The sequence below is a fragment of the Stenotrophomonas sp. PvP093 genome (genome assembly GCF_017876915.1).
Classification (GTDB): Bacteria; Pseudomonadota; Gammaproteobacteria; order Xanthomonadales; family Xanthomonadaceae; genus Stenotrophomonas; species Stenotrophomonas muris.
This window is the reverse complement of sequence record NZ_JAGIOX010000004.1, coordinates 422,255-446,394: the sequence shown is the minus strand read 5'-3', so window position 1 is coordinate 446,394 and position 24,140 is coordinate 422,255. Positions and strand designations below refer to the sequence as shown.

The 24,140-nt window shown below is 67.4% G+C and carries 21 protein-coding genes; 5 read left to right on the top strand and 16 right to left on the bottom strand.

The annotated features are described in order from the left end of the window. Positions 1 to 205: 205 nt before the first annotated feature. The 5 genes from ung to rhlB all read right to left on the bottom strand — a co-directional run bounded on the left by ung (position 206) and on the right by rhlB (position 5,313). Positions 206 to 943 (bottom strand): uracil-DNA glycosylase, encoded by a 738-nt coding sequence (ung, locus tag J3A72_RS04755; protein ID WP_075076472.1) that lies wholly within the window; start codon positions 941 to 943, stop codon positions 206 to 208. Continuing rightward, a complete protein-coding gene (locus J3A72_RS04750) occupies positions 940 to 1,782 on the bottom strand; it encodes a response regulator (protein WP_019660837.1) in 843 nt (280 codons plus the stop codon). The genes ung and J3A72_RS04750 overlap by 4 nt, the downstream gene beginning before the upstream one ends. A 7-nt stretch (positions 1,783 to 1,789) precedes the next feature. After that, a complete protein-coding gene (gene ftsX / locus J3A72_RS04745) occupies positions 1,790 to 2,737 on the bottom strand; it encodes a permease-like cell division protein FtsX (RefSeq protein ID WP_032961674.1) in 948 nt (315 codons plus the stop codon). A 3-nt stretch (positions 2,738 to 2,740) separates the two neighbouring features. After that, positions 2,741 to 3,427 carry a cell division ATP-binding protein FtsE gene (gene ftsE / locus J3A72_RS04740; protein WP_014648630.1) on the bottom strand — a complete coding sequence of 229 codons (687 nt, stop codon included), beginning with the start codon at positions 3,425 to 3,427 and terminating at the stop codon, positions 2,741 to 2,743. A gap of 164 nt (positions 3,428 to 3,591) precedes the next feature. After that, complete coding sequence (gene rhlB, locus J3A72_RS04735; protein WP_049439326.1) at positions 3,592 to 5,313, bottom strand: ATP-dependent RNA helicase RhlB; 1,722 nt, start codon at positions 5,311 to 5,313, stop codon at positions 3,592 to 3,594. A gap of 508 nt (positions 5,314 to 5,821) precedes the next feature. Here rhlB and trxA point away from each other — a divergent pair. The 3 genes from trxA (at position 5,822) to J3A72_RS04720 (ending at position 9,907) form a co-directional block, all read left to right on the top strand. Further along, positions 5,822 to 6,151: a thioredoxin gene (gene trxA / locus J3A72_RS04730; RefSeq protein ID WP_005411275.1), complete on the top strand. Its 330-nt coding sequence runs from the start codon at positions 5,822 to 5,824 to the stop codon at positions 6,149 to 6,151. 227 nt (positions 6,152 to 6,378) lie between these two features. Beyond that, positions 6,379 to 8,124, top strand: a complete 1,746-nt coding sequence (rho, locus tag J3A72_RS04725; RefSeq protein ID WP_046429862.1) for a transcription termination factor Rho — start codon at positions 6,379 to 6,381, stop codon at positions 8,122 to 8,124. Between the two features lie 208 nt (positions 8,125 to 8,332). Next, positions 8,333 to 9,907, top strand: a complete 1,575-nt coding sequence (locus tag J3A72_RS04720; protein WP_075076474.1) for a sensor domain-containing diguanylate cyclase — start codon at positions 8,333 to 8,335, stop codon at positions 9,905 to 9,907. Positions 9,908 to 9,946: 39 nt separating this feature from the next. On the opposite strand, the gene J3A72_RS04715 is transcribed toward J3A72_RS04720, so the two are convergent. Both J3A72_RS04715 and aceK read right to left on the bottom strand, forming a co-directional pair. Next, on the bottom strand, positions 9,947 to 10,837 hold the full coding sequence (locus J3A72_RS04715) for an energy transducer TonB (protein ID WP_075076475.1): 891 nt from the start codon (positions 10,835 to 10,837) through the stop codon (positions 9,947 to 9,949). Positions 10,838 to 10,917: 80 nt separating this feature from the next. Then, positions 10,918 to 12,648: a bifunctional isocitrate dehydrogenase kinase/phosphatase gene (gene aceK, locus J3A72_RS04710; protein WP_075076476.1), complete on the bottom strand. Its 1,731-nt coding sequence runs from the start codon at positions 12,646 to 12,648 to the stop codon at positions 10,918 to 10,920. 155 nt (positions 12,649 to 12,803) lie between these two features. Between aceK and J3A72_RS04705 the strand changes: the two genes are divergently transcribed. Then, the gene (locus J3A72_RS04705) at positions 12,804 to 13,550 is read left to right on the top strand and encodes a KilA-N domain-containing protein (RefSeq protein WP_032961690.1); all 747 of its coding nucleotides are present in this window, start codon (positions 12,804 to 12,806) and stop codon (positions 13,548 to 13,550) included. A 74-nt stretch (positions 13,551 to 13,624) separates the two neighbouring features. Here J3A72_RS04705 and J3A72_RS04700 read toward each other — a convergent pair whose 3' ends face one another. From J3A72_RS04700 to J3A72_RS04660, 9 genes are all read right to left on the bottom strand, one after another. Next, positions 13,625 to 13,984, bottom strand: a complete 360-nt coding sequence (locus J3A72_RS04700) for a hypothetical protein (protein ID WP_014648639.1) — start codon at positions 13,982 to 13,984, stop codon at positions 13,625 to 13,627. A gap of 53 nt (positions 13,985 to 14,037) precedes the next feature. Then, positions 14,038 to 14,454: a roadblock/LC7 domain-containing protein gene (locus J3A72_RS04695; protein ID WP_075076477.1), complete on the bottom strand. Its 417-nt coding sequence runs from the start codon at positions 14,452 to 14,454 to the stop codon at positions 14,038 to 14,040. Further along, a complete protein-coding gene (locus J3A72_RS04690) occupies positions 14,447 to 14,995 on the bottom strand; it encodes an ATP/GTP-binding protein (RefSeq protein ID WP_014648641.1) in 549 nt (182 codons plus the stop codon). Before J3A72_RS04690 ends, J3A72_RS04695 begins: the two co-directional genes overlap by 8 nt. After that, on the bottom strand, positions 14,988 to 15,953 hold the full coding sequence (locus J3A72_RS04685; RefSeq protein WP_075076478.1) for a hypothetical protein: 966 nt from the start codon (positions 15,951 to 15,953) through the stop codon (positions 14,988 to 14,990). Before J3A72_RS04685 ends, J3A72_RS04690 begins: the two co-directional genes overlap by 8 nt. Positions 15,954 to 16,269: 316 nt before the next feature. Continuing rightward, a complete protein-coding gene (locus J3A72_RS04680) occupies positions 16,270 to 18,492 on the bottom strand; it encodes an NADP-dependent isocitrate dehydrogenase (RefSeq protein ID WP_075076479.1) in 2,223 nt (740 codons plus the stop codon). A 357-nt stretch (positions 18,493 to 18,849) separates the two neighbouring features. Next, positions 18,850 to 19,362 carry a hypothetical protein gene (locus tag J3A72_RS04675; protein ID WP_014648644.1) on the bottom strand — a complete coding sequence of 171 codons (513 nt, stop codon included), beginning with the start codon at positions 19,360 to 19,362 and terminating at the stop codon, positions 18,850 to 18,852. Positions 19,363 to 19,407: 45 nt separating this feature from the next. Next, positions 19,408 to 19,701 carry a LysM peptidoglycan-binding domain-containing protein gene (locus tag J3A72_RS04670; protein ID WP_005419771.1) on the bottom strand — a complete coding sequence of 98 codons (294 nt, stop codon included), beginning with the start codon at positions 19,699 to 19,701 and terminating at the stop codon, positions 19,408 to 19,410. Between the two features lie 285 nt (positions 19,702 to 19,986). Continuing rightward, positions 19,987 to 20,805, bottom strand: coding sequence for an NADPH-dependent 7-cyano-7-deazaguanine reductase QueF (gene queF / locus J3A72_RS04665; protein ID WP_075075709.1), 819 nt, complete (start codon positions 20,803 to 20,805; stop codon positions 19,987 to 19,989). A 549-nt stretch (positions 20,806 to 21,354) separates the two neighbouring features. Beyond that, on the bottom strand, positions 21,355 to 22,674 hold the full coding sequence (locus J3A72_RS04660) for a M20 family metallopeptidase (protein WP_209571972.1): 1,320 nt from the start codon (positions 22,672 to 22,674) through the stop codon (positions 21,355 to 21,357). A gap of 186 nt (positions 22,675 to 22,860) precedes the next feature. Between J3A72_RS04660 and J3A72_RS04655 the strand changes: the two genes are divergently transcribed. Beyond that, entirely contained in the window at positions 22,861 to 24,105 is a 1,245-nt protein-coding gene (locus J3A72_RS04655; RefSeq protein WP_014648647.1) for an efflux RND transporter periplasmic adaptor subunit, read from the top strand. Positions 24,106 to 24,140: the final 35 nt, after the last annotated feature.

Sequence of the window (24,140 nt, the reverse complement as noted above, 5' to 3'; positions counted from 1 at the left end):
GTTCCAGCATCCTATTGATGCAACACTGGTCCCAAACAGAGCCCTACCGTAGCGCGATTTGATGACAGTGGCGAGCATGCTTTTCGGGATTCACAATCCCTTGGAATTCAAGCAATTACCTGCCGTAAAGCGGCCGATTCCGGTCAAGCGGAGCTGAACGGGCCGTTCTGAAGGCCCATTCAGGCCCGGGAACGTTGCCCGGTGTTCAGGCCCAGCGGCCCGCCGGCCCTCGGAGTGCCGAGCGCGGCGGCAGCGACCAGTCGATCGGGGCTTGGCCGCGGCGCTGCAGGTACTCGTTGGCCATCGAGAAATGACGACAGCCGAGGAAGCCCCGATGGGCCGAAAGCGGCGACGGATGCGGCGACTTCAGCACGCGATGGCGGCGGGTGTCGATCACCTTGCCCTTCTGCTGCGCATAGGCGCCCCAGAGCATGAACACCAGCCCTTCGCGCTCGCGGTTGAGCACATCCACCACGTGGTCGGTGAAGCCTTCCCAGCCACGACCCTGGTGCGCACCGGCCTTGCCCTCTTCCACCGTCAGCACCGCATTGAGCAGCAGCACGCCACGCTGCGCCCACGGAATCAGGCAGCCGTGGTCCGGACGCGGGATACCGAGATCGCTCTCGATCTCCTTGTAGATGTTCAGCAGCGACGGCGGCACCGGCACGCCCGGCGGCACCGAGAAACTCAGGCCATGTGCCTGGCCGCGACCGTGGTACGGGTCCTGCCCGAGGATCACCACCTTCACCTGCTCGAACGGCGTGGCGTCGAACGCGGCGAAGATCTGCGGGCCGGGCGGGAACACCGCCGCGCCACTGGCCTTGCGCTGGCGCAGGAAGCTGGACAGCTCGCGCATCTGCGGCTGCAACAGGTAATCGCCGACATGCTGCTTCCAGCTCGGTTCCAGCTGGATCGTCGGGGTGTCGGCTACTTCATCCATCATCGCAACAGAGGTCCATCGTTCAATCGGGCCAGCCTCAGCTGGAACAGCACCTTGGTGACCAGCAGCCGTTCTTCGATCGGCTTGAGCACCAGGTCGTTGGCACCGGACTGCAGCAGCCCGGTCTGGTTGTGCGGGTTGCCATCGCCGGTCATCACCAGCACCGGCAGGCGGCGCTTGCCGTAGCCGAAATCCACACGCACGCGCTGCACCACGTCGCGACCGCTCAGTTCGCCCTTCAGGGTGACGTCGGTCAGCACCAGGTCGATGCGGTGGCGACTGCGGCCCAGCGACTCGGCGGTGAGCAGGGTGAACGCTTCTTCGGCGCTGACCACGTGCAGCACGTTCAACTGCTGGCGTTCCAGCATGCGCTTGGTGGCCTCGGCCACCACGCGGCTGTCCTCGATATAGAGGATGGTGGCGCCGGGGATGGTCTGCGGCTGCACGTAGCCGCGGATGAAGGTCGCCAGTGCTTCATGGCCGAGCGATTTGTCGAAATAGTCGGTGACGTACTCGGTGAAGCGGCGCTGCTCCAGGTGCTGCTGGGCATCGCCGGAGACCACGATCACCGGCACATAGGCCTGGCCGGCCGCTTCGCGCACCATCCGCGCCAGCGCCAGGCCGTCGCCATCGCGCAGGGTCAGCGAGGTCGTCACCAGGTCCACCGGCCCCTGTGCCAGCGCCTGCTGTGCGTCCTCGATGCTGTCGCAGCCGATCACCTCCACGCCCGGCAGGTCACGCTGCAGGACGTCGGCGATCAGCTTGCGCACCAGCTTCGAGCCATCGACCACCATCACCCGCGTCGCGGGCCCTTCAAGGTGTTTCAGCGCTTGCGGTTGCATGCCGGTCTCAGGTGTCGGTCGGGCGGGTCTGGCGGAGGAAGTGGCCGGTGACCAGCCAGGCGCCCAGCCAACCCAGCAGCAGCGTGCCGAGCAGGACCAGGCCGCCGTGCAGCAGGTCCAGGCCGTGCAGTACGAACGGGCTGCCGTAGCTGCGCGAGAGTTCGGCCAGCGGCATGCGCAGGGCGGCACCCGCAGCGCCGATCAGGGCCAGCGCCACCGCGCCGGCGCCCAGGCCGTACCACGCGCCCAGATACAGGAACGGGCGGCGGATGAAGCCATCGCTGGCGCCGAGCAGCTGCAGCACGCCGATCTCTTCGCGGCGGGCCTGGATGTCCAGGCGCACCGTGTTGCCGACCACCAGCGCGGCACCCGCGCCGAGCAGGACCGACAGCACCTGCACCAGCCGCGCACCGAAGGCAAGCCAGGCATCCAGGCGCTGGCGCCACAGCGCATCGTGCTGCACCAGATCGGCCTCCGGCAGGCTTTCCAGCGCGCGCGCCAGGCGTGCGTCGTCCTTGCCCTGGCCGGGAGTGATCACCAGCAGCGAAGGCAGCGGATTGTCGTTGAGTGCGTCGATCGCCTCACCCAGGCCGGCATCGCGCAGTTCCTGCAGGCCCTGCTCGGGCGTGCGCACGTTCACTTCGGCCACGTCGTCGCGGTCGCGCAGCTGGCCGGCCAAGCGCAGCGCGCCGGGTGCATCGACGTTGCCCTTCAGGAACACGTTGATGTCGCGCGACTGCTGCACGCTGCCGGCGAACTGCTTGAGGTTGTCCAGCGCGATCGACAGGCCCAGCGGCAGCGCCAGCGCCAGCGCCATGACCATCACCGTCAGCAGGGTCGCCCATGGCTTGCGGCAGGCGCGGCCCAGGCTGAACACCACGCTGTGCACGTGGTGCTGGAACCAGACGCCCACGCGCGAGGGGGCGGCGGCTTCGCTGTTTTCGTTCTTCGCCATCGGTTACTCCGCCAGGTCCTGCGGCGAGATGTCATCCACCAGCCGGCCATGGTCGAGGATCAGCACGCGCTTGCGCATGCGGCGCAGCAGCGGCAGGTCGTGGCTGACCACCAGCACGCTGGTGCCGCGCGAGGGCAGCTCGGCGAACAGGGCCATGATCTCCGCCGCCAGGGTCGGGTCGAGGTTGCCGGTCGGCTCATCGGCCACCAGCAGCTTGGGCTCGCCGACGATGGCGCGGGCGATGCCCACGCGCTGCTGCTCGCCGGCCGACAGCTGCGAGGGCAGCGCCTTCTCGCGATGGCCCAGGCCCATCCGCTCCAGCACCGAGCGCACGCGCTTGCTGATGTCGCCACGGCGGGTGCCGCGCAGGATCAGCGGCAGCGCCACGTTCTCGGCGATCGAGCGGTCCATCAGCAGCCGGTGGTCCTGGTAGACCGCGCCCACCGCGCGTCGGTGGCGGGGCACGTCGCCGCCGCGCACCTTCAGCAGGTTGCGCTCGTCGAACACCACCGCGCCGCGGCTGGGCCGCTCGTCGAGGTGGATCAACTTGAGCAAAGTGCTCTTGCCCGCACCGGAATGGCCGGTGACGAACAGCATCTCGCCCGGCGCGACCTCGAAGCTGACATCGATCAGCGCCTCGTGGCCACCGGCGTACTGTTTGCTGACATTGTCGAAGCGCAGGACACTCATGCCCCGATTATGCAGGAGCGGCGCGACCTCGTGGAGACGGTCGCGCCGATCGGTAGTGCCGGCCGCTGGCCGGCAGCCATGTGGGTTGCCGGCCAGCGGCCGGCACTACCGTTCAAAGCCACCCGACCAGCGGTCGGGTGCTACCCGCTGATCGGCAGCGCCGATCAGCTGCCCGACAGCATCCGGCGGATCTTGCGGCCGATGCGGGTCAGGAACGAATCGCCGCTGTCGGCCGCCGTGCGCACCGGCTTGGCCACCACCTGCACCGGGGTCACCGGGCTGGCGCCGTTGCCGGCGTTGGCCTGCACGCCCTCGCCACCCTCGACCGGACGGCCGTGGCGACGACGACGGCGCTTGCGCGGCTTGCGCTCGCCATCCACGGCACCTTCCGGCGCGCCCTCGGCGCGCGGCGGGCGCGGCGGACGCGGAGCCTGGGCGACAGCGGCTTCAGCACCTTCGGCTGGGGCAGCTGCAACCTGCTCGCCTTCCACGCGCGGCTTGCGCGGGCCACGCGAACGGCGCTCGCCGCTGCGCTCACCGTCGCGACGCTCGCCACGGCCACCGCCGGAGCGGCCCCCACTGCGACCACCACCACGGCGCTCTTCTTCAGCGGCGCGGGCTTCGCGCGCTTCACGGAAGATCTGGCCGACGCTCTCGTTCTCCTCACCTTCCTCGCCAGCAGCCGGGGCCGGGCGTTCCGGGCGCGGCAGCGGCGTCAACAGTTCCTTGGTGACCGGCTCGGACGGGATCTTCTGCTCGATGTAGGCCTCGATGTCCGGCAGGCCCATCGCGTAGCGTTCGCAGGCGAAGCTGATCGCATCACCCTCTTCGCCCAGGCGCGCGGTACGACCGATGCGGTGCACGTAGTCTTCGGCGTCGAACGGCAGGTCGTAGTTGTAGACGTACTTGATGCCGTCGATGTGCAGGCCACGCGCGGCCACGTCGGTGGCCACCAGGATTTCCAGCTGGCCCTTCTGGAAGCGGTTGAGCAGGCTCTCACGCTTCTTCTGCGGCACGTCGCCGGACAGCACGCCGACGCGGTAGCCGGCCTTTTCCAGCGAGCGGGCGACGCGCTCGACGAACACCTTGGTATTGACGAACACCATGGTGCGCGCGCCTTCACTGCGCGACAGCAGGCCCAGCAGCAGCGGGATCTTCTCGTCGTCGGCCGGGAAATAGATGCGCTGGCGCACGCGCGCAGCGGTGATGGTCTCGGCTTCGACCACCAGCTTCTGCGGCTCGTTCATGTGCTCGTAGGCCAGCTCCAGCACGCGATGGCTGAGGGTGGCACTGAACAGCAGGGTCTGGCGGATGGTGCGTTCCGGCATGCGGCGCAGCAGGAAGCGGATGTCCTTGATGAAGCCCAGATCGAACATGCGATCGGCTTCGTCCAGCACGCAGATCTCGCAGGCATGCAGCGAAACCACCTTGTGCTGCTTGACGTAGTCGATCAGGCGGCCCGGGGTGGCGATGATCACGTCCACGCCCTGCTGCAGCAGCTCACGCTGCTTGTCGTAATCCACGCCACCGTAGACCAGCGCGAAACGCAGGCCCAGGTCGGAACCGAACTTCACCGCATCCTTGTGGATCTGGATGGCCAGTTCGCGGGTCGGGGCAAGGATCAGCGCACGCGGATCCTCCGGCTTGCGGTCGGCCAGCGCCGGGCGGGTCAGCAGGCGGTTCACGACAGCGACCAGGAAGGCCAGGGTCTTGCCGGTGCCGGTCTGGGCCTGGCCGGCAACATCACCGCCGGGCAGCGCGACCGGCAGGGTCAGCGCCTGGATCGGGGTGCAGCGGGTGAATCCGGCTCCTTCAAGGCCGGCCTGCAGGGCCGGATGCAACTCGAAGGAGGAGAAGGTCAAATCGGTCAGCGGTTTGTCGCTCATGAGTCCGTCTTGGTATGGCCGCCGGCCCGTGGGGCGGCTGGCACTTCATCGTCTAGGGGCACCGTCGCAAACTGCGGCCCCTGCGGCGGGTTGGCAGGCTGGGACCACCGGTCCGCGCGCCGCACAATGCCCCAGTTTACCGCACTCGGGCAGGCAAACCGGAATGCGGCGTCTCATGGCACCCAGAGACGCCACCTTCACCCAGCCACACCGGACTTGAACGGCCTGCCCGGGTTCGCTGGTGTCGCCCACTGCCAGCCCCATGTACAGGAAGACAGTGAAATCCGACACATACCGGCCATCGAAGCGATCACGATACGCTGGGTTCCAACCGGCGCCTGTCCCTGCCCTGCGATAGGGGTACACTGCCGGCCGTGAGCGTCCAGGCATCCCGCCGAACGCACCGCGGCAGTGCGCCGCGAGGCAACGACGAGGGTCGCGCCACCGGGCATGGCCCAGTTCACCCACCTCCGGCATGGCCGGGTGCAATCCAAGACGAGAAACCAAGATGAGCGACAAGGTTGTACATGTCGGCGACGCCGACTTCGATAGCGCAGTGCTGAATTCCAAGGAACCGGTGCTGGTCGATTTCTGGGCCGAGTGGTGTGGCCCCTGCAAGATGATCGCCCCGGCGCTGGACGAACTGGCCGATGCCTACCAGGGCCGCGCCAAGATCGCCAAGGTCAACGTCGACCACAACCGCGCACTGGCCGCCAAGTACCATGTGCGTTCGATTCCGTACCTGGTCGTTTTCAAGGACGGCGAGAAGGTCGGCGAGCAGATCGGTGCGGTGGGCAAGGCCCAGCTGGCCGGCCTGCTGGACAAGGCCCTGGCCTGATCCTGCTGTTCCCGGCAGCCGCCGCCCGCGGCTGCCGGCGGGCGCCCCGCGTCCATCATGAATGCTGTTCCCGGCGACCCTTGCATGCCGCCGCAGGCCGATGATAGTGTCGGCATATCCGGCCGCGCTCGCGTGCCGCACCCTCTGGACGCAGTTTCTTCCAGACCCATTCCCAACGTTCGCCGCCCCAGCCGGGCGCTCGCACCTTCAAGCGAGGAATAACGCTCTTGTCCGATAACACTTCCGAAACCGGCAGCGCCGATGCGCCCGCCGAAAAGCGCGTGCGCAAGCCCCGCGTGAGCAAGGCCGCCGCCCCGGCAGCCGCCGAAACCAGCGCCGCTCCGGCGCAACCGACCCTGCCGCTGGCAGCCGCGCCCGAAGCGCCGGCACCGGCTGCAGCCGCCCCCGCGCCGAGCGCGCCTGCCACTGAAGCCCCCGCCTCCGGCGGCGGTGAGGGTGGCGAAGGCCGCGAATCCGGACAGCGCCAGCAGAACCACCAGGGCGGTGGGCAGCACCAGGGCCAGGGTCAGAACAACAACCCCTACAACCAGAACGGCCAGCAGGGCCAGGGCAATCGCCGCGACCGTTTCCGCAACCGTCGCGACCGCGACCGCAACCGCGGTGGCCGCGATGACGGCATGCCGCAGGACGGCGGCGAGCAGCAGCCCTTCGTGCCGCGCCCGCACGCCAACGTGCCCGAGGGCTTCCCGGTCTACTCGCTGAGCGACCTCAAGCGCATGCCGGCACAGAAGCTGCTGGAGATCGCCGAGCAGCTGCAGATCTCCGAAGGCGTGGCCCGTGCCCGCAAGCAGGACGTGATCTTCGCCCTGCTGAAGGTGCTGACCCGCCACGGCGACGGCGTTGCCGCCGATGGCGTGCTGGAAATCCTGCCGGACGGCTTCGGCTTCCTGCGCGCGGCCGAAGCCAGCTACCTGGCCGGCCCGGACGACACTTACATCTCGCCCAGCCAGATCCGCCGCTTCAACCTGCGCACCGGCGACCACATCTCCGGCCGCATCCGCTTCCCGAAGGACGGCGAGCGCTACTTCGCGCTGAACATCGTCGACACCATCAACGGTGAGCCGATCGAAGCGTCGAAGAACAAGGTGCTGTTCGAGAACCTGACCGCGCTGTTCCCGCGCCGCCGCTTCACCCTGGAGCGTGGCAACGGTTCGTCGGAAGACATTACCGGCCGCATCCTCGACCTGATGGCGCCGCAGGGCAAGGGCCAGCGCTCGCTCATCGTGTCCCAGCCGAAGGCCGGCAAGACGATGATGATGCAGCAGGTCGCCACTGCCATCACCACCAACCATCCGGACGTGCACCTGATCGTGCTGCTGATCGACGAACGCCCGGAAGAAGTGACCGAAATGCAGCGCACCGTGCGCGGCGAGGTCATCAGCTCGACCTTCGACGAGCCGGCCGCGCGCCACGTGCAGGTGGCCGAAATGGTCATCGAGCGCGCCAAGCGCCTGGTCGAGCACAAGAAGGACGTGGTGATCCTGCTCGACTCGATCACCCGCCTGGCCCGCGCCTACAACAACGTGGTGCCGAGCTCGGGCAAGGTGCTGACCGGTGGTGTGGACGCCAACGCCCTGCACCGCCCGAAGCGCTTCTTCGGTGCCGCGCGCAACGTGGAGGAAGGCGGCAGCCTGACCATCATCGCCACCGCGCTGGTCGACACCGGCTCGAAGATGGACGAGGTGATCTACGAAGAGTTCAAGGGCACCGGCAACAGCGAAGTGCACCTGAGCCGCCGTATCGCTGAAAAGCGCGTGTTCCCGGCCATCGACATCAACCGTTCCGGCACCCGCCGCGAAGACCTGCTGATCGAGCCGGAACTGCTGCAGAAGATCTGGATCCTGCGCAAGCTGCTGCATCCGATGGATGAAATGGCCGCGATGGAGTTCCTGCTGGACAAGATGAAGAACACCAAGTCCAACGACGAGTTCTTCGGCTCGATGAAGCGCTGATCCACGGCATTGCATCGAAAGGAACCTGCCGCTCGCTGCGGCAGGTTTTTTTTTGCCTGCAGGGCGACCCACTTCACTTTGCCGCCGCCGACTTTTGGCGATAATCCGCCCGATACCCTGCCCGGCCCTGCGGGCGTGGCCACCGATTCCGCTGTCGCCCCTTCCGGAGAACCGGTCGGGTCCAGCCTCCTGCCGGATCCGTCGACGCATGCGAACGCTGTCTCCCCGCCTCAACCTGGGCAAGCTGATCCTCGCCCTGGCCCTGCTCAGCGCCATCATCGCCCTGGCCAATACCCTGCTGGCCAGCTACCGCGTGCAGCGCGACCAGCTGGTCGGCAATACCCTGGAAGCCAACCGCGTCTATGCCACCAAGCTGGCCGAGACCACCCAGAACTTCCTGTTGGCCGCGCAGCAGGAGCTGGCCTACGCCGCCACCCGGCTCGGCCAGAGTGACCTCGATCCGGCACAGGCGCAGGACGAGGCCAGCCGCCTGCAGCTGCAGACCAACAGCTTCAATTCCTCGCTGGTGGTGGACGCCGACGGCCTGGTGATCGCCACCTCGCCGCAGACCCTGCAGCTGCAGGGCGAGATCCTGCACAGCGTCGGCAACAATGCCGCATTGGCTGCACGCCAGCCGATGATCAGCGACCCGTACCAGTCGACCACAGGCAAGCTGCTGGTCTCGCTGTCGCACCCGATCTTCGACCGCCAGGGCCAGTATCGCGGCTACGTCAGCGGCACCCTGTACCTGCGCCAGCGCAGCGCGCTGCATACGCTGCTGGGCAAGCACTACTACCGCGACGGCTCCTACCTGTACGTGGTCGACCGCCATGGCCGCCTGCTGTACCACGCCGACGGCAAGCGGGTCGGCGACTACGTGGTCGGCAACCCGGCGGTGAAGGCGGTGGTGCGCGGTGAGCGCGGCGCGCAGCAGGTCCGTAACAACCTGGGCGTGTCGATGCTGGCCGGTTACGCGCCGGTACCGGCCACTGGTTGGGGCATCATCGCCCAGCGGCCGACCGAGGCCACATTGCAGCCGTTGTCACGGTTGATGACCGCGGTGATCTGGAACGCGATCCCGCTCGGCCTGCTGTCACTGCTGATCACCTGGTGGTTCGCCCGGCGCATCTCGATGCCGCTGTGGCAGCTGGCGCGCAACGTGCAGGGTGGCGAGGACACCGGCAGCGCGATCAACCACGTCAGCGGCATCCGCGCATGGTACTTCGAGGTTGCCCAGCTCAAGCAAGCGGTCCTGCACAGCTTCAACGCCCTGCAGGACCGCATTGGCACACTCAACCGCGCCAACCGTACCGATCCGCTGACCGGCCTGCTCAATCGCCGCGGCCTGCAGCAGGCGCTGGATGCGCTGCAGGTGCAGGGCATTCCGTTCGCGATCCTGGCGCTGGACATCGATCGCTTCAAATCGATCAACGACAGCCACGGCCATGACGTCGGTGACGCCGCCATCGTCCATATCGCCGACCAGATGCGCCGCTACTCGCGCGACAGCGACATCCTCTGCCGTGCCGGTGGCGAGGAATTCCTGCTGCTGCTGCCGGGCATCAGTACCGACTCGGCGCGCCAGGCCGGCGAGCGCCTGCGCCAGCACATCGCCGATCATCCGTTCGAGCCGGTCGGCACCATCACCGTGTCGCTGGGCGTGGCCCACTTCCCCAGCTTCCATGTCGATGCCGAGCAGGCGCTGCGGCTGGCCGACAAGGCCCTGTACATGGCCAAGGAACAGGGCCGCAACCGCGTGGTGGTCTACCCGTACGCGGACTGAAAAGCGGCCGGCCTGGCCGACCGCTCCATCGCACCGGGCTCAGCGCTGCGCCAGCGGCGTCAGCAGGCGCAGGCCGCGCTGGGTGCCATCGACCATGTACACGCCGCCGGCCGGCAGCAGATCACTTCCCGCCTGTCCGGCGCCATCCGGCGTGCGCCAGGGTGCGGCCTGGCGCGGGCCGGGGATGAAGGCACGCCAGCGGCCGTAGCGTTCCGGCTGGCCGTTGTCGCTGTTGTTCAGGTCGAAAGTGACCGGCACGCGCACGGTCCATGAATCCCGCGTGCTGTCCTCGCCGGTGGTCGGCGGCGAGAAGGTCCACTTGCGGGCCGCACTGATACTGGCCTTGGCGAAGATGTCGCGCATCCTGGCCATGGTCCGTTCCGGTGCGACCACGGTCATGTTCACCTGCTCGGCAATGACATCGGCCACGGTGCCGTCGCGTGCGACCTTGACCAGCAGCAGTACGTCACCCTGCCCGCCATTGCGGAAGGCCTCTTCGGGGTAGCGCGGCGGCGGCATGCGCTTCTGGGTGATCGAATCGGTAGCCTTCGGATCATATTCACTGAAGTCGACGCTGGTCATGCTGATCTGGTAGTTGCCGTCTTCCTGCTGCTTGCCACGCAGGCGTACGCGCAGCGGCGCGTGGACGGCCACCGGCGTGCCATCACGCAGCGTCGGTTCGAACTGCCAACCGCGGATGGCGCCTTCCACGAACGACACGATGCCGGGTGCGAGCATGGCACGCTGGTCCAGGACCAGCGTGCTGACCGAACCATCGGCCGCCACGTCGATACTGCCCGACAGCACCATGCTCATCTCGGCAGTGGCGCGCACGGCGCGCGCGTTCTGGGCCACGGCATCGGCCGGCAGCAGGGGAGCACCGGCGGCGAACGCCAGGGCCAGCGCAAGGAACAGGGGGGAACGCATCATTGCCGGATCCATGGTGATGAGGTGAACCCCGAGCGTACCGCAGTCCGAGCGGGACCGGCAGGCAGTCCACGCCACGCCGTTCAGGCCAGGCGATGGACCGCCGCATAGGGCGGGGTATCCGGATAATCACCGCTGGCGAAGCGCGCCTGCAGGCCCTGCCACCACGCGGGATCAAACAGGTGCCGGTAATGTTCGCGCACCGCCGCCAGCTCGCCCGCCGGCAGGCCCATGAACGGGCCGAAGCGCTCGGGAAACACGTCGCGTGGCCCGACATGGAACCAGGGTTCGTCGGCCATGGCTTCCTCCGGCGTGCGCGGCTGCGGCCAGGCGCGGAACACGCAGTCGCTGACCAGGCACAGCTCGTCATAGTCGTAGAAGACTGCCCGGCCATGCCGCGATACGCCGAAGTTCTTCGGCAGCATGTCGCCGGGGAAGATGTTGTTGCGCGCCATGTCGGTGATCGCCTGCGCGTAGTCGAGTACCGCCGCACGCACCGCGTCGCCGCCCTGCTCGCGCAGGTACAGGTTCAATGGACGGAAGCGACGCTGCACGTAGCACAGTGCGACTTCCACCTGGTCGCCATCGACGCGCACGCTCTGCGCGCACTGCGCAAGCAGCTCCTGCAGCAAGGCCGGTGCGAAGCGGTCGCGCGGGAAACGCAGATGGCGGTACGGCTGCGCATCAAGCAGGCGACCGACACGGTCGAGGTTGAACACCAGCGCATACTTCTCTTCCACCTGCTGCCGCGACATCGACTTCGGCCACGCGAAGCGGTCGCGGATCAGCTTGAACACCAGCGGATAGCTGGGCAGGGTGAACACCGCCATGACCATGCCCGGCGTGCCTTCGGCATGCACCAGCCGCTCCTGCGGATGTTCGTTGAAGTGGCGGAAGAAGGTGCGGTAGCGCTCGGTCTTGCCCTGCTTGGCGCGGCCCAGCACCGTATAGATCTCATCAATGGGCTTGCCCGGCAACAGGCTGCGCAGGAACACCACCGCATCGCCCACCGTGGCAAGGTCGGCCTGGAAATAGCTGCGCGACACGCCGAACAGATGGGCAACATCGCGACGCCGGGTCAGCACCGCATCTGCACGCAGGCCCTGCCCATCGTTGACCAGGGCGATCACGCACGGTGAGAAGCGGTGTTCGCCGAACACGCGACCCACCAGGTAGGCGCGGCGCTCCCGGTAGAACACGGTGTCGAGCAGCTCGATGCTGCGCACCGGCGTATCACCCCAGTGGGCCAGATCATCCTGCAGGCGCACAGCGATGGCCGCCGCGCAGCGCAGCTGGTGCGCATACGGAATGTCGAAGCGGTAATCGGCCAGCACGCGCTGGAGAGCCTCCACCGGCCGCGTCGGCGAGACCGCATAGGTATGCCGTGCGACCGGGTGGGTGATCGCATCGGACGGCTCGACATCGAAGGCGATGAACTCCAGCGCCGGGTCCACGCCACGGATGGAGAACAAGCGCCGCGACAGCGTGTTGTAGAAGGTCTTGTACAGTTCGGCGTCGATCAGCCCCCGCAGCAGTGCGCTATAGCGCGCATGCACCTGCAGCCACAGCGCGCGTTCCCCGATCGCTTCGCCGGCGAGACGCCGCAGCGCATCCATCTGTTCGGCGATGCACAGGTCGTACAACGCGATGCGCTCGACTGCATCCCGGCGCGCGCCCACCCAGTCGCGCTGCTCGAAACGCTGCCGCGCACGGGCGGTGATCGCCGCAAAGCGGGCGTGATACTGCTCGAAGCCGGCGTGAATGGCGCCGGCGATGCGCGACGCCAACTCGGCAACGGTGTCAGGCTCGGACATGCAGGGCTCACCCGGGAGGACCTGCCTCACCATACGCTGGCGTGGGGTGGCTTGTGTAGGGCCACTGCATGCCGCGACAAACGCAACGATTCCTACAGACCTGATGCCTCCCTGCTGCCTACCCTTTCAGGCCCAACAACGGCACGAGGTGACGCATGCAGCAAATGACCTTTATTCCGCGCGTGGAGGAAGGCAACGTCATCCCGCAGCGCGCCCGCGACGGCTACATCAGCGCGACCGCCCTGTGCCAGTCCGTCGGCAAGCGCTGGTCCGACTACCGGGCACTGAAATCGACGGAGGAGTTCCTGCAGGAGCTCATGGCGCAGACGAAGCTGTCCGAGAATGAGCTGATCCACGTGGTATCCGGTGGGAACCCGGCCATGCAGGGCACCTGGATCCACCCGTACCTCGCCATCCACCTCGGCCAGTGGCTGTCACGCAGGTTCGCAGTGAAGGTCTCGCAGTGGGTGGTGGAATGGCAGCAGGGTCGCGCCAATGCGTTGCTGCCCGTGCACATCGACCGCTACATGCAGAACCGTGCCAAGGTGCCGTACACCCATTTCTCGATGCTCAACGAGCTGACGTTGAACCTGATCGCACCGCTGGAGCAGGCGGGCTATACGCTCCCGCAGGCGCTGGTGCCGGACATCTCCGAAGGCCGCCTGTTCTGCAAGTGGCTGAGGGATCATCGCGGCGTCGACACCGATGCGCTGCCCACGTACGACCATGCCTACCCGGACGGCCGCACGGTGCCGGCCAAGCTGTATCCCAACGAGTTCTACGAGGACTTCCGCCGCCACTTCAACGAAGTGTGGCTGCCAGATCATGCGCCCAGGTACTTCGCCGCACGCGACAGCAAGGCTCTCTCGTTGGTCTCTGCACTGCTGCTTCCAGCAGCCTGAAGGCAGCGCCGAACGTGCTCGGCTGCTTCGGCTGGAAGCAGCCGAGCATGGTCCGGCGCTACGGAGGCGGCCGCTCAGATCGCCAGTTCGGCCTCCACGTCCTGCACCTTGCGCCGGGCCAATGCCAGGTTGGACTTGGTACGGTCCAGCACGATGTAGAAGAACAGGCCTTTCTTCTTCGCCACCGGGCGCATGATGTGGTACGCCTTGCCCAGCGAGATCAGGATGTCCTCGATGCTGTCGTTGAGGTTAAGCGATGCGGCGGTCTTCATCTTGGCGCGGATCACTTCGGTATTGCCGGCGGCGGCCACTTCCATGTCCATGCCAGCACCGGCTTCGCCCAGCAGCATGCCGCTTTCGTAATCGACCAGCGCCACTGCCTGCGCGCCGTCGATGCCCATCAGTGCGTTCAACGAATCATTCAATCCAGCCACGTCGCACCCCTTGTCGATGTTGGTCCGAGCCCCTTGCTCCCCTGCGGCCGGGCTCACGATCCGCCGAGTTCGGCCAGGATCGCCTGGCCACATTCCCTGCTCTGCCACAGCACCTGGCCGATCACGCTGCGCTGGTCGCAGGCCGCCATCAGCAGCAGCGGTGCGCGCCCTTCGGCCTGGATCGCCAGCATCAGCACCTTTCCGCCCGCCGCTTCCAGCATCAGTGTCTGCAGATCGCCCAGCACCAGTTCGCGCCCGACCGCCGCAGCCAGCGCCAGCATCGCGCTGGTCATCGCCGCCAGCCGTTCGCCGCGCCCTTCGGCGCCGGCGCTGACCAGGGCAAAGCCATCGACGCTGGCCAGCACGACCGTGCGCACGCCTTCGACCCGCTGCTGCAGGTCCTGCAGCAGGGGCTGCAGGCGCTCACGCTGACCGGCGTCGGGCAGTCCCGCCACCTGCCCGTCAGCCATGTGCAGCCACCAGTGCGTGCGCTTCCATTTCGCTCATCAGTACATCCATCAGCAGCAGTCCCTGTCCTCGGTCACGGGCATCCACGGCCAGCAGCGGCAGCGGCTGGTCGTCAAGGCAGGCACGGATGGCCCAGTCATCCAGTGCGGCCTGCGGTGCCTGGTCCAGGTGGGTGACCGCCACGACCAGTGCCAAGGATGATGCGAACGGCTGCAGCACCTGCAGATAGCCTTCCAGCTCGCTGGCCAGGCCGGCGCGGCGCGCATCCAGCAGCAGCACCGCGCCACGGGCGCCCTGCAGCAGGATCGGCCACAGGAAATCGAAACGCTGCTGGCCGGGTGTGCCGTAGAGACGCAGGCGTTCGCCGTTGGGCAGGTCGATGTCTGCGTAGTCCAGCGCCACGGTGGTGGAGGCCTTGTCGGCGCCGAGGCGATCACTGTTGGCCACATCCGTGTCGACCACCGCGCCAGCCGCGATGCTGCGTACCAGCGTCGACTTGCCGCTGCCCATGCCGCCCAGCACGACCACCTTGTGCTCACGCATTGCGCTCGCTCCCGCGCAGGTGCCGCCACAGGCGGGCGAGCAGTCCGTTGTCGGTGCGGGTGCCACCTGCCGCCATCATCAGCGTCGCCGGGGCGGCCTGCAGCTGCGCGTAGCCACACAGATAGGCGGCATGGATGAAATCGCGAACCGCCGCCGCCGGCAGTTCGAGCAGCATCGTGCATTCCTCAACCGTGCACGCACGCTTGAGCAGCAGCGAGCACAGGCGGAAGCCATCGTGGTCATGGCCCAGTACGCGGAAGTCCGGCCAGCGCAGCAGCTTCACCGACGCGCCGCGCAGCCGCTCGTCCAGCGCCTGCCAATGGCGGCTGCGTTGCGCCCATTGCCACAGCAGTGGCCGCAGCGGCTGGCGTGGCCGCTCGCCGGCCAGGGCCTGCAGGCGCGCCGGTGTCAGCGCGTCCAGCTGCAGGCGCTCAAAGGCATCGGCCAGCCGCTCCACCAGCGCCGCAGCCGGCTCCTGCAACAGCACGGCCTGATCGTGCTCCAGATCCATCAGCAGCAGAGGCTCGCCCGCATCACCCAGCAGTGCCTGGCCCTGTCGCAGCGGCAGCCGCTCGCGCAGCAGGCGGGTGATGGCGTGCGCGCCATCTGCCAGGCGGATCGGCGCAGGTGTCTGCATGGCCAGGGGCTCCGGTGCCAACTGCATGCGACGCAACGCGCGACCGATGGCACCGTCATCAAGCACGTCCTGATGCCCGTCGCCATCACGCAGCTGGCCGCCGATGTCCTCGATCCAGCACTGCAGGCGCGGACGTTGCTGCCGCATGCGCTGGGCGGCGTTGCGCAGCGCCGGGGTATCGCGGATGACCAGCAGATCACAATCGTCCAGATCCTGGCTGCGGCGGACCTGGCCATCCGGCAGCGCCGAGGCCAGGCGCAGCCGTTGCAGCAGGGCCTGCTCGCCCTGGATATCGGTTCCCACTACCAGCACGCGTGCCATCCGTGTTCCCCGTGCGGCCACCTCCCCGGTGGCCTCGCGTCGTCAAGGCTAGGGCATCGCCAGCGGCGGCCGTCGTGATCGATTGCTCAGATTCAAGGCGACTGCGAAACGGCGCCGATCCATTCTGCGACCGCCATCGCGGGCAAGTTTCATGCCCCGTTGACGGCATTCCGACGACCGACGGATGTCACGGTTCTGGACACGGGTCGAATGGGGTCAGATCCCTTTTGCTTGCAAAAGGAATCTGACCCCAGCGCCATAAAAAGAAACCCGCGCCGAAGCGCGGGTTCCGGTGTCACGGCCGAACGGCAGTGGATCAGCCGCGCAGCTGCTCCAGCGCGGCGTTGAAGGTCGCGCTCGGGCGCATCGCCTTGCTGGCCTTGGCCACGTCCGGGCGGTAGTAGCCACCGATGTCCACGGCCTTGCCCTGCACTGCGATCAGCTCTTCGACGATCTTCTGCTCGTTGTCGGTCAGCGTCTTGGCCAGCGGGGCGAAGCGCGCCTTCAGGGCGGCGTCCTCGTCCTGCGCGGCCAGGGCCTGGGCCCAGTACAGCGCGATGTAGAAGTGGCTGCCACGGTTGTCGATGCCACCCAGCTTGCGCGATGGCGACTTGTCGTTGTCCAGGAACTGGCCGTTGGCTTCGTCCAGCGCCTTGGCCAGCACACGGGCAGCGGCGTTGTCGTAGCGGTTGCCCAGGTGTTCCAGCGACGCGGCCAAGGCCAGGAACTCACCCAGCGAATCCCAACGCAGGTAGTCCTCTTCAACGAACTGCTGCACGTGCTTCGGGGCCGATCCACCGGCACCGGTCTCGAACAGGCCGCCACCGGCCATCAGCGGCACGATCGACAGCATCTTGGCGCTGGTGCCCAGTTCCATGATCGGGAACAGGTCGGTCAGGTAGTCACGCAGCACGTTGCCGGTCACCGAGATGGTGTCCTCGCCCTTGCGGATGCGGTCCAGCGAGAACGCGGTGGCTTCCACCGGCGGCAGGATGCGGATGTCCAGGCCGGTGGTGTCGTGGTCCTTCAGGTACTGCTCGACCTTGGCGATGACCTGCGCGTCGTGGGCGCGGGCGGCGTCCAGCCAGAACACGGCCGGGGTGCTGCTCAGGCGTGCGCGCTCGACGGCCAGCTTGACCCAGTCCTGGATCGGCGCGTCCTTGGTCTGGCACATGCGCCAGATGTCACCGGCTTCCACGGCGTGCTCGAACACCACGGCGCCGGCATCATCGGTGACCTTGACCACGCCATCGGCGGCGATCTGGAAGGTCTTGTCGTGCGAGCCGTACTCCTCGGCCTTCTGCGCCATCAGGCCGACGTTCGGCACCGAGCCCATGGTGGCCGGGTCGAAGGCACCGTGCGCCTTGCAGTCGTCGATGACGGCCTGGTACACGCCGGCGTAGCAGCGGTCCGGAATGACCGCCTTGGTGTCCTGCAGCTTGCCATCGGCATTCCACATCTTGCCCGAGTCGCGGATCATCGCCGGCATCGAGGCGTCGACGATCACGTCGCTCGGCACGTGCAGGTTGGTGATGCCCTTGTCCGAATTGACCATGGCCACGCCCGGGCGCTGCGCGTACTCGGCGGCCAGGTCGGCCTCGATCGCGGCGCGGGTGGCTTCAGGCAGCGACGGCAGGCGCGCAGCCAGGTCACCAATGCCGTTGTTGGCATCGAAACCGGCCTGCTTCAGCACGTCGGCGTGCTTGGTCAGTACGTCCTTGTAGAACTCGTTCACCGCCACGCCGAACATGATCGGGTCGGAGACCTTCATCATGGTCGCCTTCAGGTGCAGCGAGAACAGCACGCCCTGGGCCTTGGCATCGGCAATCTGCTCGCCGATGAACGCGGCCAGTGCCTTGCGGCTCATGACGGCGGCATCGACGATCTCGCCCGCCTTCACTGCGGTCTTTTCCTTCAGCACCACGGCGCTGCCGTCCTTGCCGTGGAAGGTGATCTTCAGCGAACCGGCGTTGGCCAGGGTGGCCGACTTCTCGCTGCCGTAGAAGTCACCGGCGGCCATGTGCGCGACGTGCGACTTCGAATCCGACGCCCAGGCGCCCATGCGGTGCGGATGCTTGCGCGCGTAGTTCTTCACCGACAGCGGTGCACGGCGGTCGGAGTTGCCTTCGCGCAGCACCGGGTTCACCGCACTGCCCTTGACCTTGTCGTAGCGCGCCTTGTAGTCGCGCTGCTGGTCGTCGGCCGGGGTTTCCGGGTAATCCGGCAGCGGATAGCCCTGGTCCTGCAGTTCCTTGATGGCCGCCTTCAGCTGCGGCACCGAGGCGGAGATGTTCGGCAGCTTGATGATGTTGGCGTCCGGGGTGGTCGCCAGCTGGCCCAGCTCGGCCAGGTCGTCGCTGACCTTCTGCGCGTCGCCGAGCAGTTCAGGGAACAGCGACAGGATGCGGCCGGACAGCGAGATGTCACGGGTTTCCACCACGATGCCTGCGGTGGCGGTGTAGGCGCCGACGATCGGCAGCAGCGACTGGGTGGCCAGGAACGGTGCTTCGTCGGTCAGCGTGTAGAGGATCTTGGACATGGGGGACTTGGACTCTGTAGCAGTGCTCAGGGGAAGGCCGGCGCCAGCGCCGGGCCACGTGCAACCGTGTCGCGCGCGGGGCCGGGCCCCACGCTTTCCCCCGTCGCCGTCAGGGTGGGCGCGCGGCGGGGAAACCCCTGCATTGTCGCGTTTTCAGCCGCGCGGGGCAAAGCTGTGCCATACGCGGCGGTACTGCACGGCGGCAACGCTGTGATCCATCCGCGCCAGGATGAAGCCCCCCACAGCATCAGCAGATCCACGCCATGCGTGGATGAAGCCAGCCATCGCCCAACAAAAAAGGACGCAGCCTCGCGGCTGCGTCCATCGTGAGCCCTGCCGGGAGAGAGTCGGCAGGACTTACTTGACCTCGAACTCCTGCGGCGTTCCGGCCGCCTTGCCATCGACGGTGACCTCGGCGCGGTACTTGCCGGCCGGCCAGCCCTTTGCATTCTTGAACGTGACGTTGGTGGTTTCCGCACCACTGGTGTTCAGGGTGGCGTTCTGTTCGCCGGCTACCTGGCCGTCCTGATAGGTCAGCTTGGCGCCAACGGTGACGTTGTTGGCAGCGCCGTCGGTCTTGACCGAGACGATGATGTCATCCTTCGGTGCGAACAAAGCCGTCGTCGCAACCGACTTGTCGGCGGCGGCGGTCTTGCCGACGGTGACCGACGAGACGTTGACCGCAGCGGCTTCGGCCATCGGCGGCGGTGCGCCGGTCATCGGCGCGGGAGCTGCGGGTTCGGCCGGGGCGGTCGCTGCCGGAGCGGCGTTGCTGTCGGTCGACTCTTCCTTCTTCTTGCAACCGACCAGGGCAACGCTGCCCAGCAGGGCGGCGATCAGGGCGGTCTGTAGCGGGGTGGTCTTGATCATTCGGGGTTCCTCCCAGGGATTGTCGGACGGCGTTCGATGGCCGGCTTACTTCGGCGGCAGTTTCAGGGTCTGGCCCGGGAAGATCTTGTCCGGGTCATCAAGCACATCGCGGTTGGCTTCGAAGATCTTTTTCCAGGCATTGGCGTCGCCCAGATGCTGCTTGGCGATCTTCGACAGCGAGTCACCCTTCTGCACGGTATAGGTGCCGCCGCTGACAACGTCTGCGGTGCTGTCCACCGAAGCGCTGACGCCGGAGAAGTCCGCCTTCGGCACCTGCTCGGCGGTACTGTCGACACTGCCACTGACGCCGGAGAAATCGGCTTTCTTCTCGGTACTCATCCACAACTCCCGTCTGCATGACTACGTGATTCGCACGGTGCCATGGAGGTTGTTAAATGGGGATGGTGCAGATGTGAAGCCGCCCCCCGGGGCGGCTGAACAATCGGGGGAATGGACGCCCGGTAGTGCCGGCCGCTGGCCGGCTGTGCCAGGGGGATCCGGCCTTGGCCGATTGCCTGCCAGCGGCCGGCTCTACCCGTAACCACCTGCGAATCATGGTAGTGCCGGCCGATGGCCGGTGCTCGCCGGGCATGGCCCGGCGCAACGGGCAACCGCCTGTGGCGGTTACTGCCGCAGTTCGCGGTAGGTCGCGGCCGGGGCGGCGATGCCCGGGCTGGCCCGCCAGGGGTTGATGTCCAGGCCGCCACGACGGGTGTAGCGGGCCTCCACTTCCAGCCACTGCGGCTGGCAGCGCGCAGACACCTCGCTGAAGATCCGTTCAACACACTGCTCGTGGAACTCGGCGTGCTCGCGGTAGCTGACCAGGTAACGCAGCAGGCCGGCGCGGTCGATCTTCGGCCCGCGGTAGCGCAGGCTGACCGTGGCCCAGTCCGGCTGGCCGGTAACCGGGCAGTTGGACTTCAGCAGCGCCGAGACCAGGGTTTCCTCCACCACCTCGCCGGCATCAGCGGCGAGGAAGTCTGCCTGCGGCGGGCCGTAGCAGTCGATCTCCACATCCAGGCCGTCGATGGATTCACCGAGTGGCGTCTCGCGCAGGCCCGGCAGGCCGAACTCGACCTCCACCGGCGCACAGGCGCAGGCCGACAGGTCAGCCACCAGGCGCCCACGAAGTGCCTCGGCGCTGTCGATACGGGTGCTGTTGAGGGAGTTCAGGTACAGCTTGAACGACTTCGATTCGATCAACCGCGGCGAGGTGCACGGCACCTGCACGGTGGCGACGGCGACCTGCGGCTTGCCACGCGCGTCGAGCCAGCTCAGCTCGAAGGCATGCCAGCGGTCGTGGCCGACGAACGGCAGCGCGGCGTCATCGAGGCCGATCTCGGCGCGGGCGCCGATGCGGGGGATGGGGAACAGCAGGCCGGGATCGTACTGCGACGGGTAACTGACCTCGCGACCGAGGCTGGAATCCTGTGGGGTGTTCATGGGCGCCATTGTATCGCGCGGACGGCGGGCCTTCGGCCGGGCTGGCCAACGGCGGAGCCCCTCCGTGGTGGGGTTGGTGGGTCGTCGAAAGCCTGGGTTCCGGGGTGTGGGCCAGGCGGGCGGGATGGGCGGGGACGCCGTGAACCCATCCCTGGGGGCTTAGCCGCGCCATCCATGGCGCGGATACCCCGCCCATCCCACCCGCCCGGCCCTCCGACACATTTCTGTCGCCGATCCACCACGGGAAAGATCAGGAAAATCAAAATCAGAATCCGATCCTTCAGACGTTCATGACGTCCGCCGTGCCGACCAACGGTCGGCACCCACCAACAACAGCGGGCACCAACAGCCGCGGGAAACTGTCGAAGGCGGGGTGGGTCCGGTTGAGGGGGTGTCCGCGGCATGGATGCCGCGGCCAAGCCCCCAGGGACGGGTTTACGGCGTCCCCCTCAACCGGACCCACCCCGCCATCCCACGGAATGCCCGCTGTTGACGTTGACGTTGCCGTTGATCCAAGCGGGTGCAGGGCTGCAAGCCCTGCGGAAACCCTCACTCCGCCGGGGTGCCGGCACCGTGCAGGTAATCCAGGCTCACCTGCAGCAGCGCGCGGAACCCGACATCCAGCGCCTTCTCATCCAGCAGGAACTTCGGCGAATGGTTGGCCGGCGCCGTTGCCGGATCGATGCCCGCGCTGGTGGAGCCGACGAAGAAGAACATGCCCGGCACTTCCTTGGCGTACAGCGAGAAATCTTCCGCACCCATCTGCAGCGGTGGCTCGTATACGTTGTCCTTGCCCACCACCGCCTGCAGGCTCGGCAGCATCTTCGCGGTCAATGCCGGGTTGTTCACCGTGGCCGGGTTGCCGTCGGCTTCGTAGATCTCGGTTACCGCCTTGGCACCATGCGCGGCGGCGGTGTGCTCGGCCACGTTGCGCAGGTCGGCGAAGATCTGCTGGCGCATGCCTTCGTCGAAGGTGCGGATGGTGCCGACCATCTCCACTTCATCGGGAATGATGTTGTAGCGGATGCCGCCGTTGATCGCGCCGAAGGTCAGCACTGCCGGCTGCTTGGACAGGTTGGCGCGGCGGCTGACGATGGTCTGCGCGGTGCCCACCAGGTCGGCGGTGGCGACGATCGGATCAACCCCGTTCCACGGCGCCGAACCATGCGTCTGGCGGCCGATCACCTTGATCCCGAACCGGTCCGAGGCCGCCATCAACGGGCCACCGCGCACCGCGATCTGACCCACCTGCACGCTGGAGAACACATGCAGGCCGAACACCGCTTCCGGCTTGAAATCGGCGAACAGGCCTTCCTTCAGCATGAGTGCCGCACCACCCTCTTCCGGCGGCGGTGCGCCCTCCTCGGCCGGCTGGAAGATCAGCATCACCTGGCCCGGCAGGTCCTTCTTCATCGACACCAGTGCTTCGGCCACGCCGAGCAGGGTCGCGGTGTGCGCGTCATGGCCACAGGCATGCATCACGCCCACGGTCTGCCCGCGGTACTGGTCAGTGGCCTTGGAGGCGAACGGCAGGCCGGTCCGCTCGGTCACCGGCAGCGCGTCCATGTCGGCGCGCAGGGCGATCTTCGGCCCCGGCTTGCCGCCCTCGATGATCGCAACCACGCCGTGGTGGGCGATGCCGGTCTTCGGCTTCAGGCCCATCGCACGCAGGCGCTTGGCGACCTCGGCCGAGGTGCGCGCCTCGCGGTTGGACAACTCCGGATGCTGGTGGAAATCGCGGCGCCATTCGACCACCTTGGCCTGCAGCCGCTGCGCGGCGGCGGTCACTTCCGGGCGCTGCCCGTCCTGGGCGTGGGCAAGGGCCGGCAGGGCCAGCAGCAGGGCGGACAGCAGCAGCGAACGGCGCATCGCAATCTCCACAGCAGAAGGGTTCCAGCTGAATGTAGGGCAACACCGCCGCCACGGGAACCTCCGGCGCTCGATCCGGTCTTAGCGCCCGTCCCATCCGTCATGCAGGAAACGTGATGTGGCACAGGTATGCTTTGCGCATTGCCCCGGCGTCCCGCCTGGTCCAGCCCTCTCGGAGTCCTCGTAATGTCACGTGTTTGGAAGATCGTGCTGCTGGTCGTGGCAGTGCTGGTGCTGGCCGTGGTCGGCCTGCGCGTCATGGGCGGGGGCAAGGACAAGGCCGGTGGTGCAGCTGCGGGGGCGCGCCAGGGCGGCGAGGATCCGAATGCCGGTCCAGTACCGGTGACCGTGGTGGAGGCCACGCGCCAGGACGTGCCGGTGTATGCCAGCGCGCTGGGCACGGTGACTGCGATGAACACCGTTACCGTCAGCCCGCAGGTCGGCGGCCAGCTGATGAGCCTGAATTTCCGCGAAGGCCAGGAAGTGAAGCAGGGTGACGTGCTGGCGGTGATCGATCCGCGCACGGCCCAGGCCAGCTATGACCAGGCCGCCGCAGCCAAGCGCCAGAACGAAGCCCTGCTGGCCACTGCGCGCTCCAACTTCCAGCGCTCGAACGCGCCTGAGTATCGCCAGTACGTCGCCAAGACCGATCTGGATACACAGCGAAACCAAGTGGCACAGTACGAAAGCGCCGTGGCCGCCAACGAGGCCAGCATGCGTTCGGCGCAGGTGCAGCTGCAGTACACCAAGGTCACCGCACCGATCTCCGGCATCGCCGGCATCCGCGCGGTCGACGCGGGCAACGTGGTCAACGCCGGCACCGCGCTGGTCACGCTGACCCAGATCCATCCGATCCACGTGCTGTTCAACCTGCCCGAGCGCCAGCTCGGCGACGTGCGCCAGGCGCAGGCCGCCGGCACGGTGCCGGTGGCCGCGCTGGACCGTGCCGATTCGCATGTGTTGTCCGGCGACGGCAAGCTCGACGTGGTCGACAACCTGATCAGTGCCGACAGCGGCACGTTCAAGGCGCGCGCGATTTTCGACAACACCGACAACGGCCTGTGGCCGGGCCAGTTCGTCAACGTGCGCATGCAGCTGCGCACGATCGCCGGTGGTGTGGTCATCCCCACCCAGGCGGTGCTGCGTGGCCCGGATGGCGAGTACGTCTACATCGTGCAGGGCGACAACACGGTAAAGATGCAGACCGTGCGCAGCGGCGTGGAAGTGGGCGACAGCCAGGTGCAGATCGCCGAAGGCCTGAAGGGCGGCGAGCGGGTGGTCAGTGAAGGCCAGTTCCGCTTGAAGCCGGGCAGCAAGGTCACCGCGCTGAAGCCGGGGGAGACCCCGGCCGCACCGACCGAGGCCGAACTGAAGGCGGCCGAGCAGAAGAACGCAGGCGGCGGTGGCCGTCGCGGTGGTGGCCCGCGCTGAGCGCAGGCCACTGATCTCCCTCGCGCCGGCATACC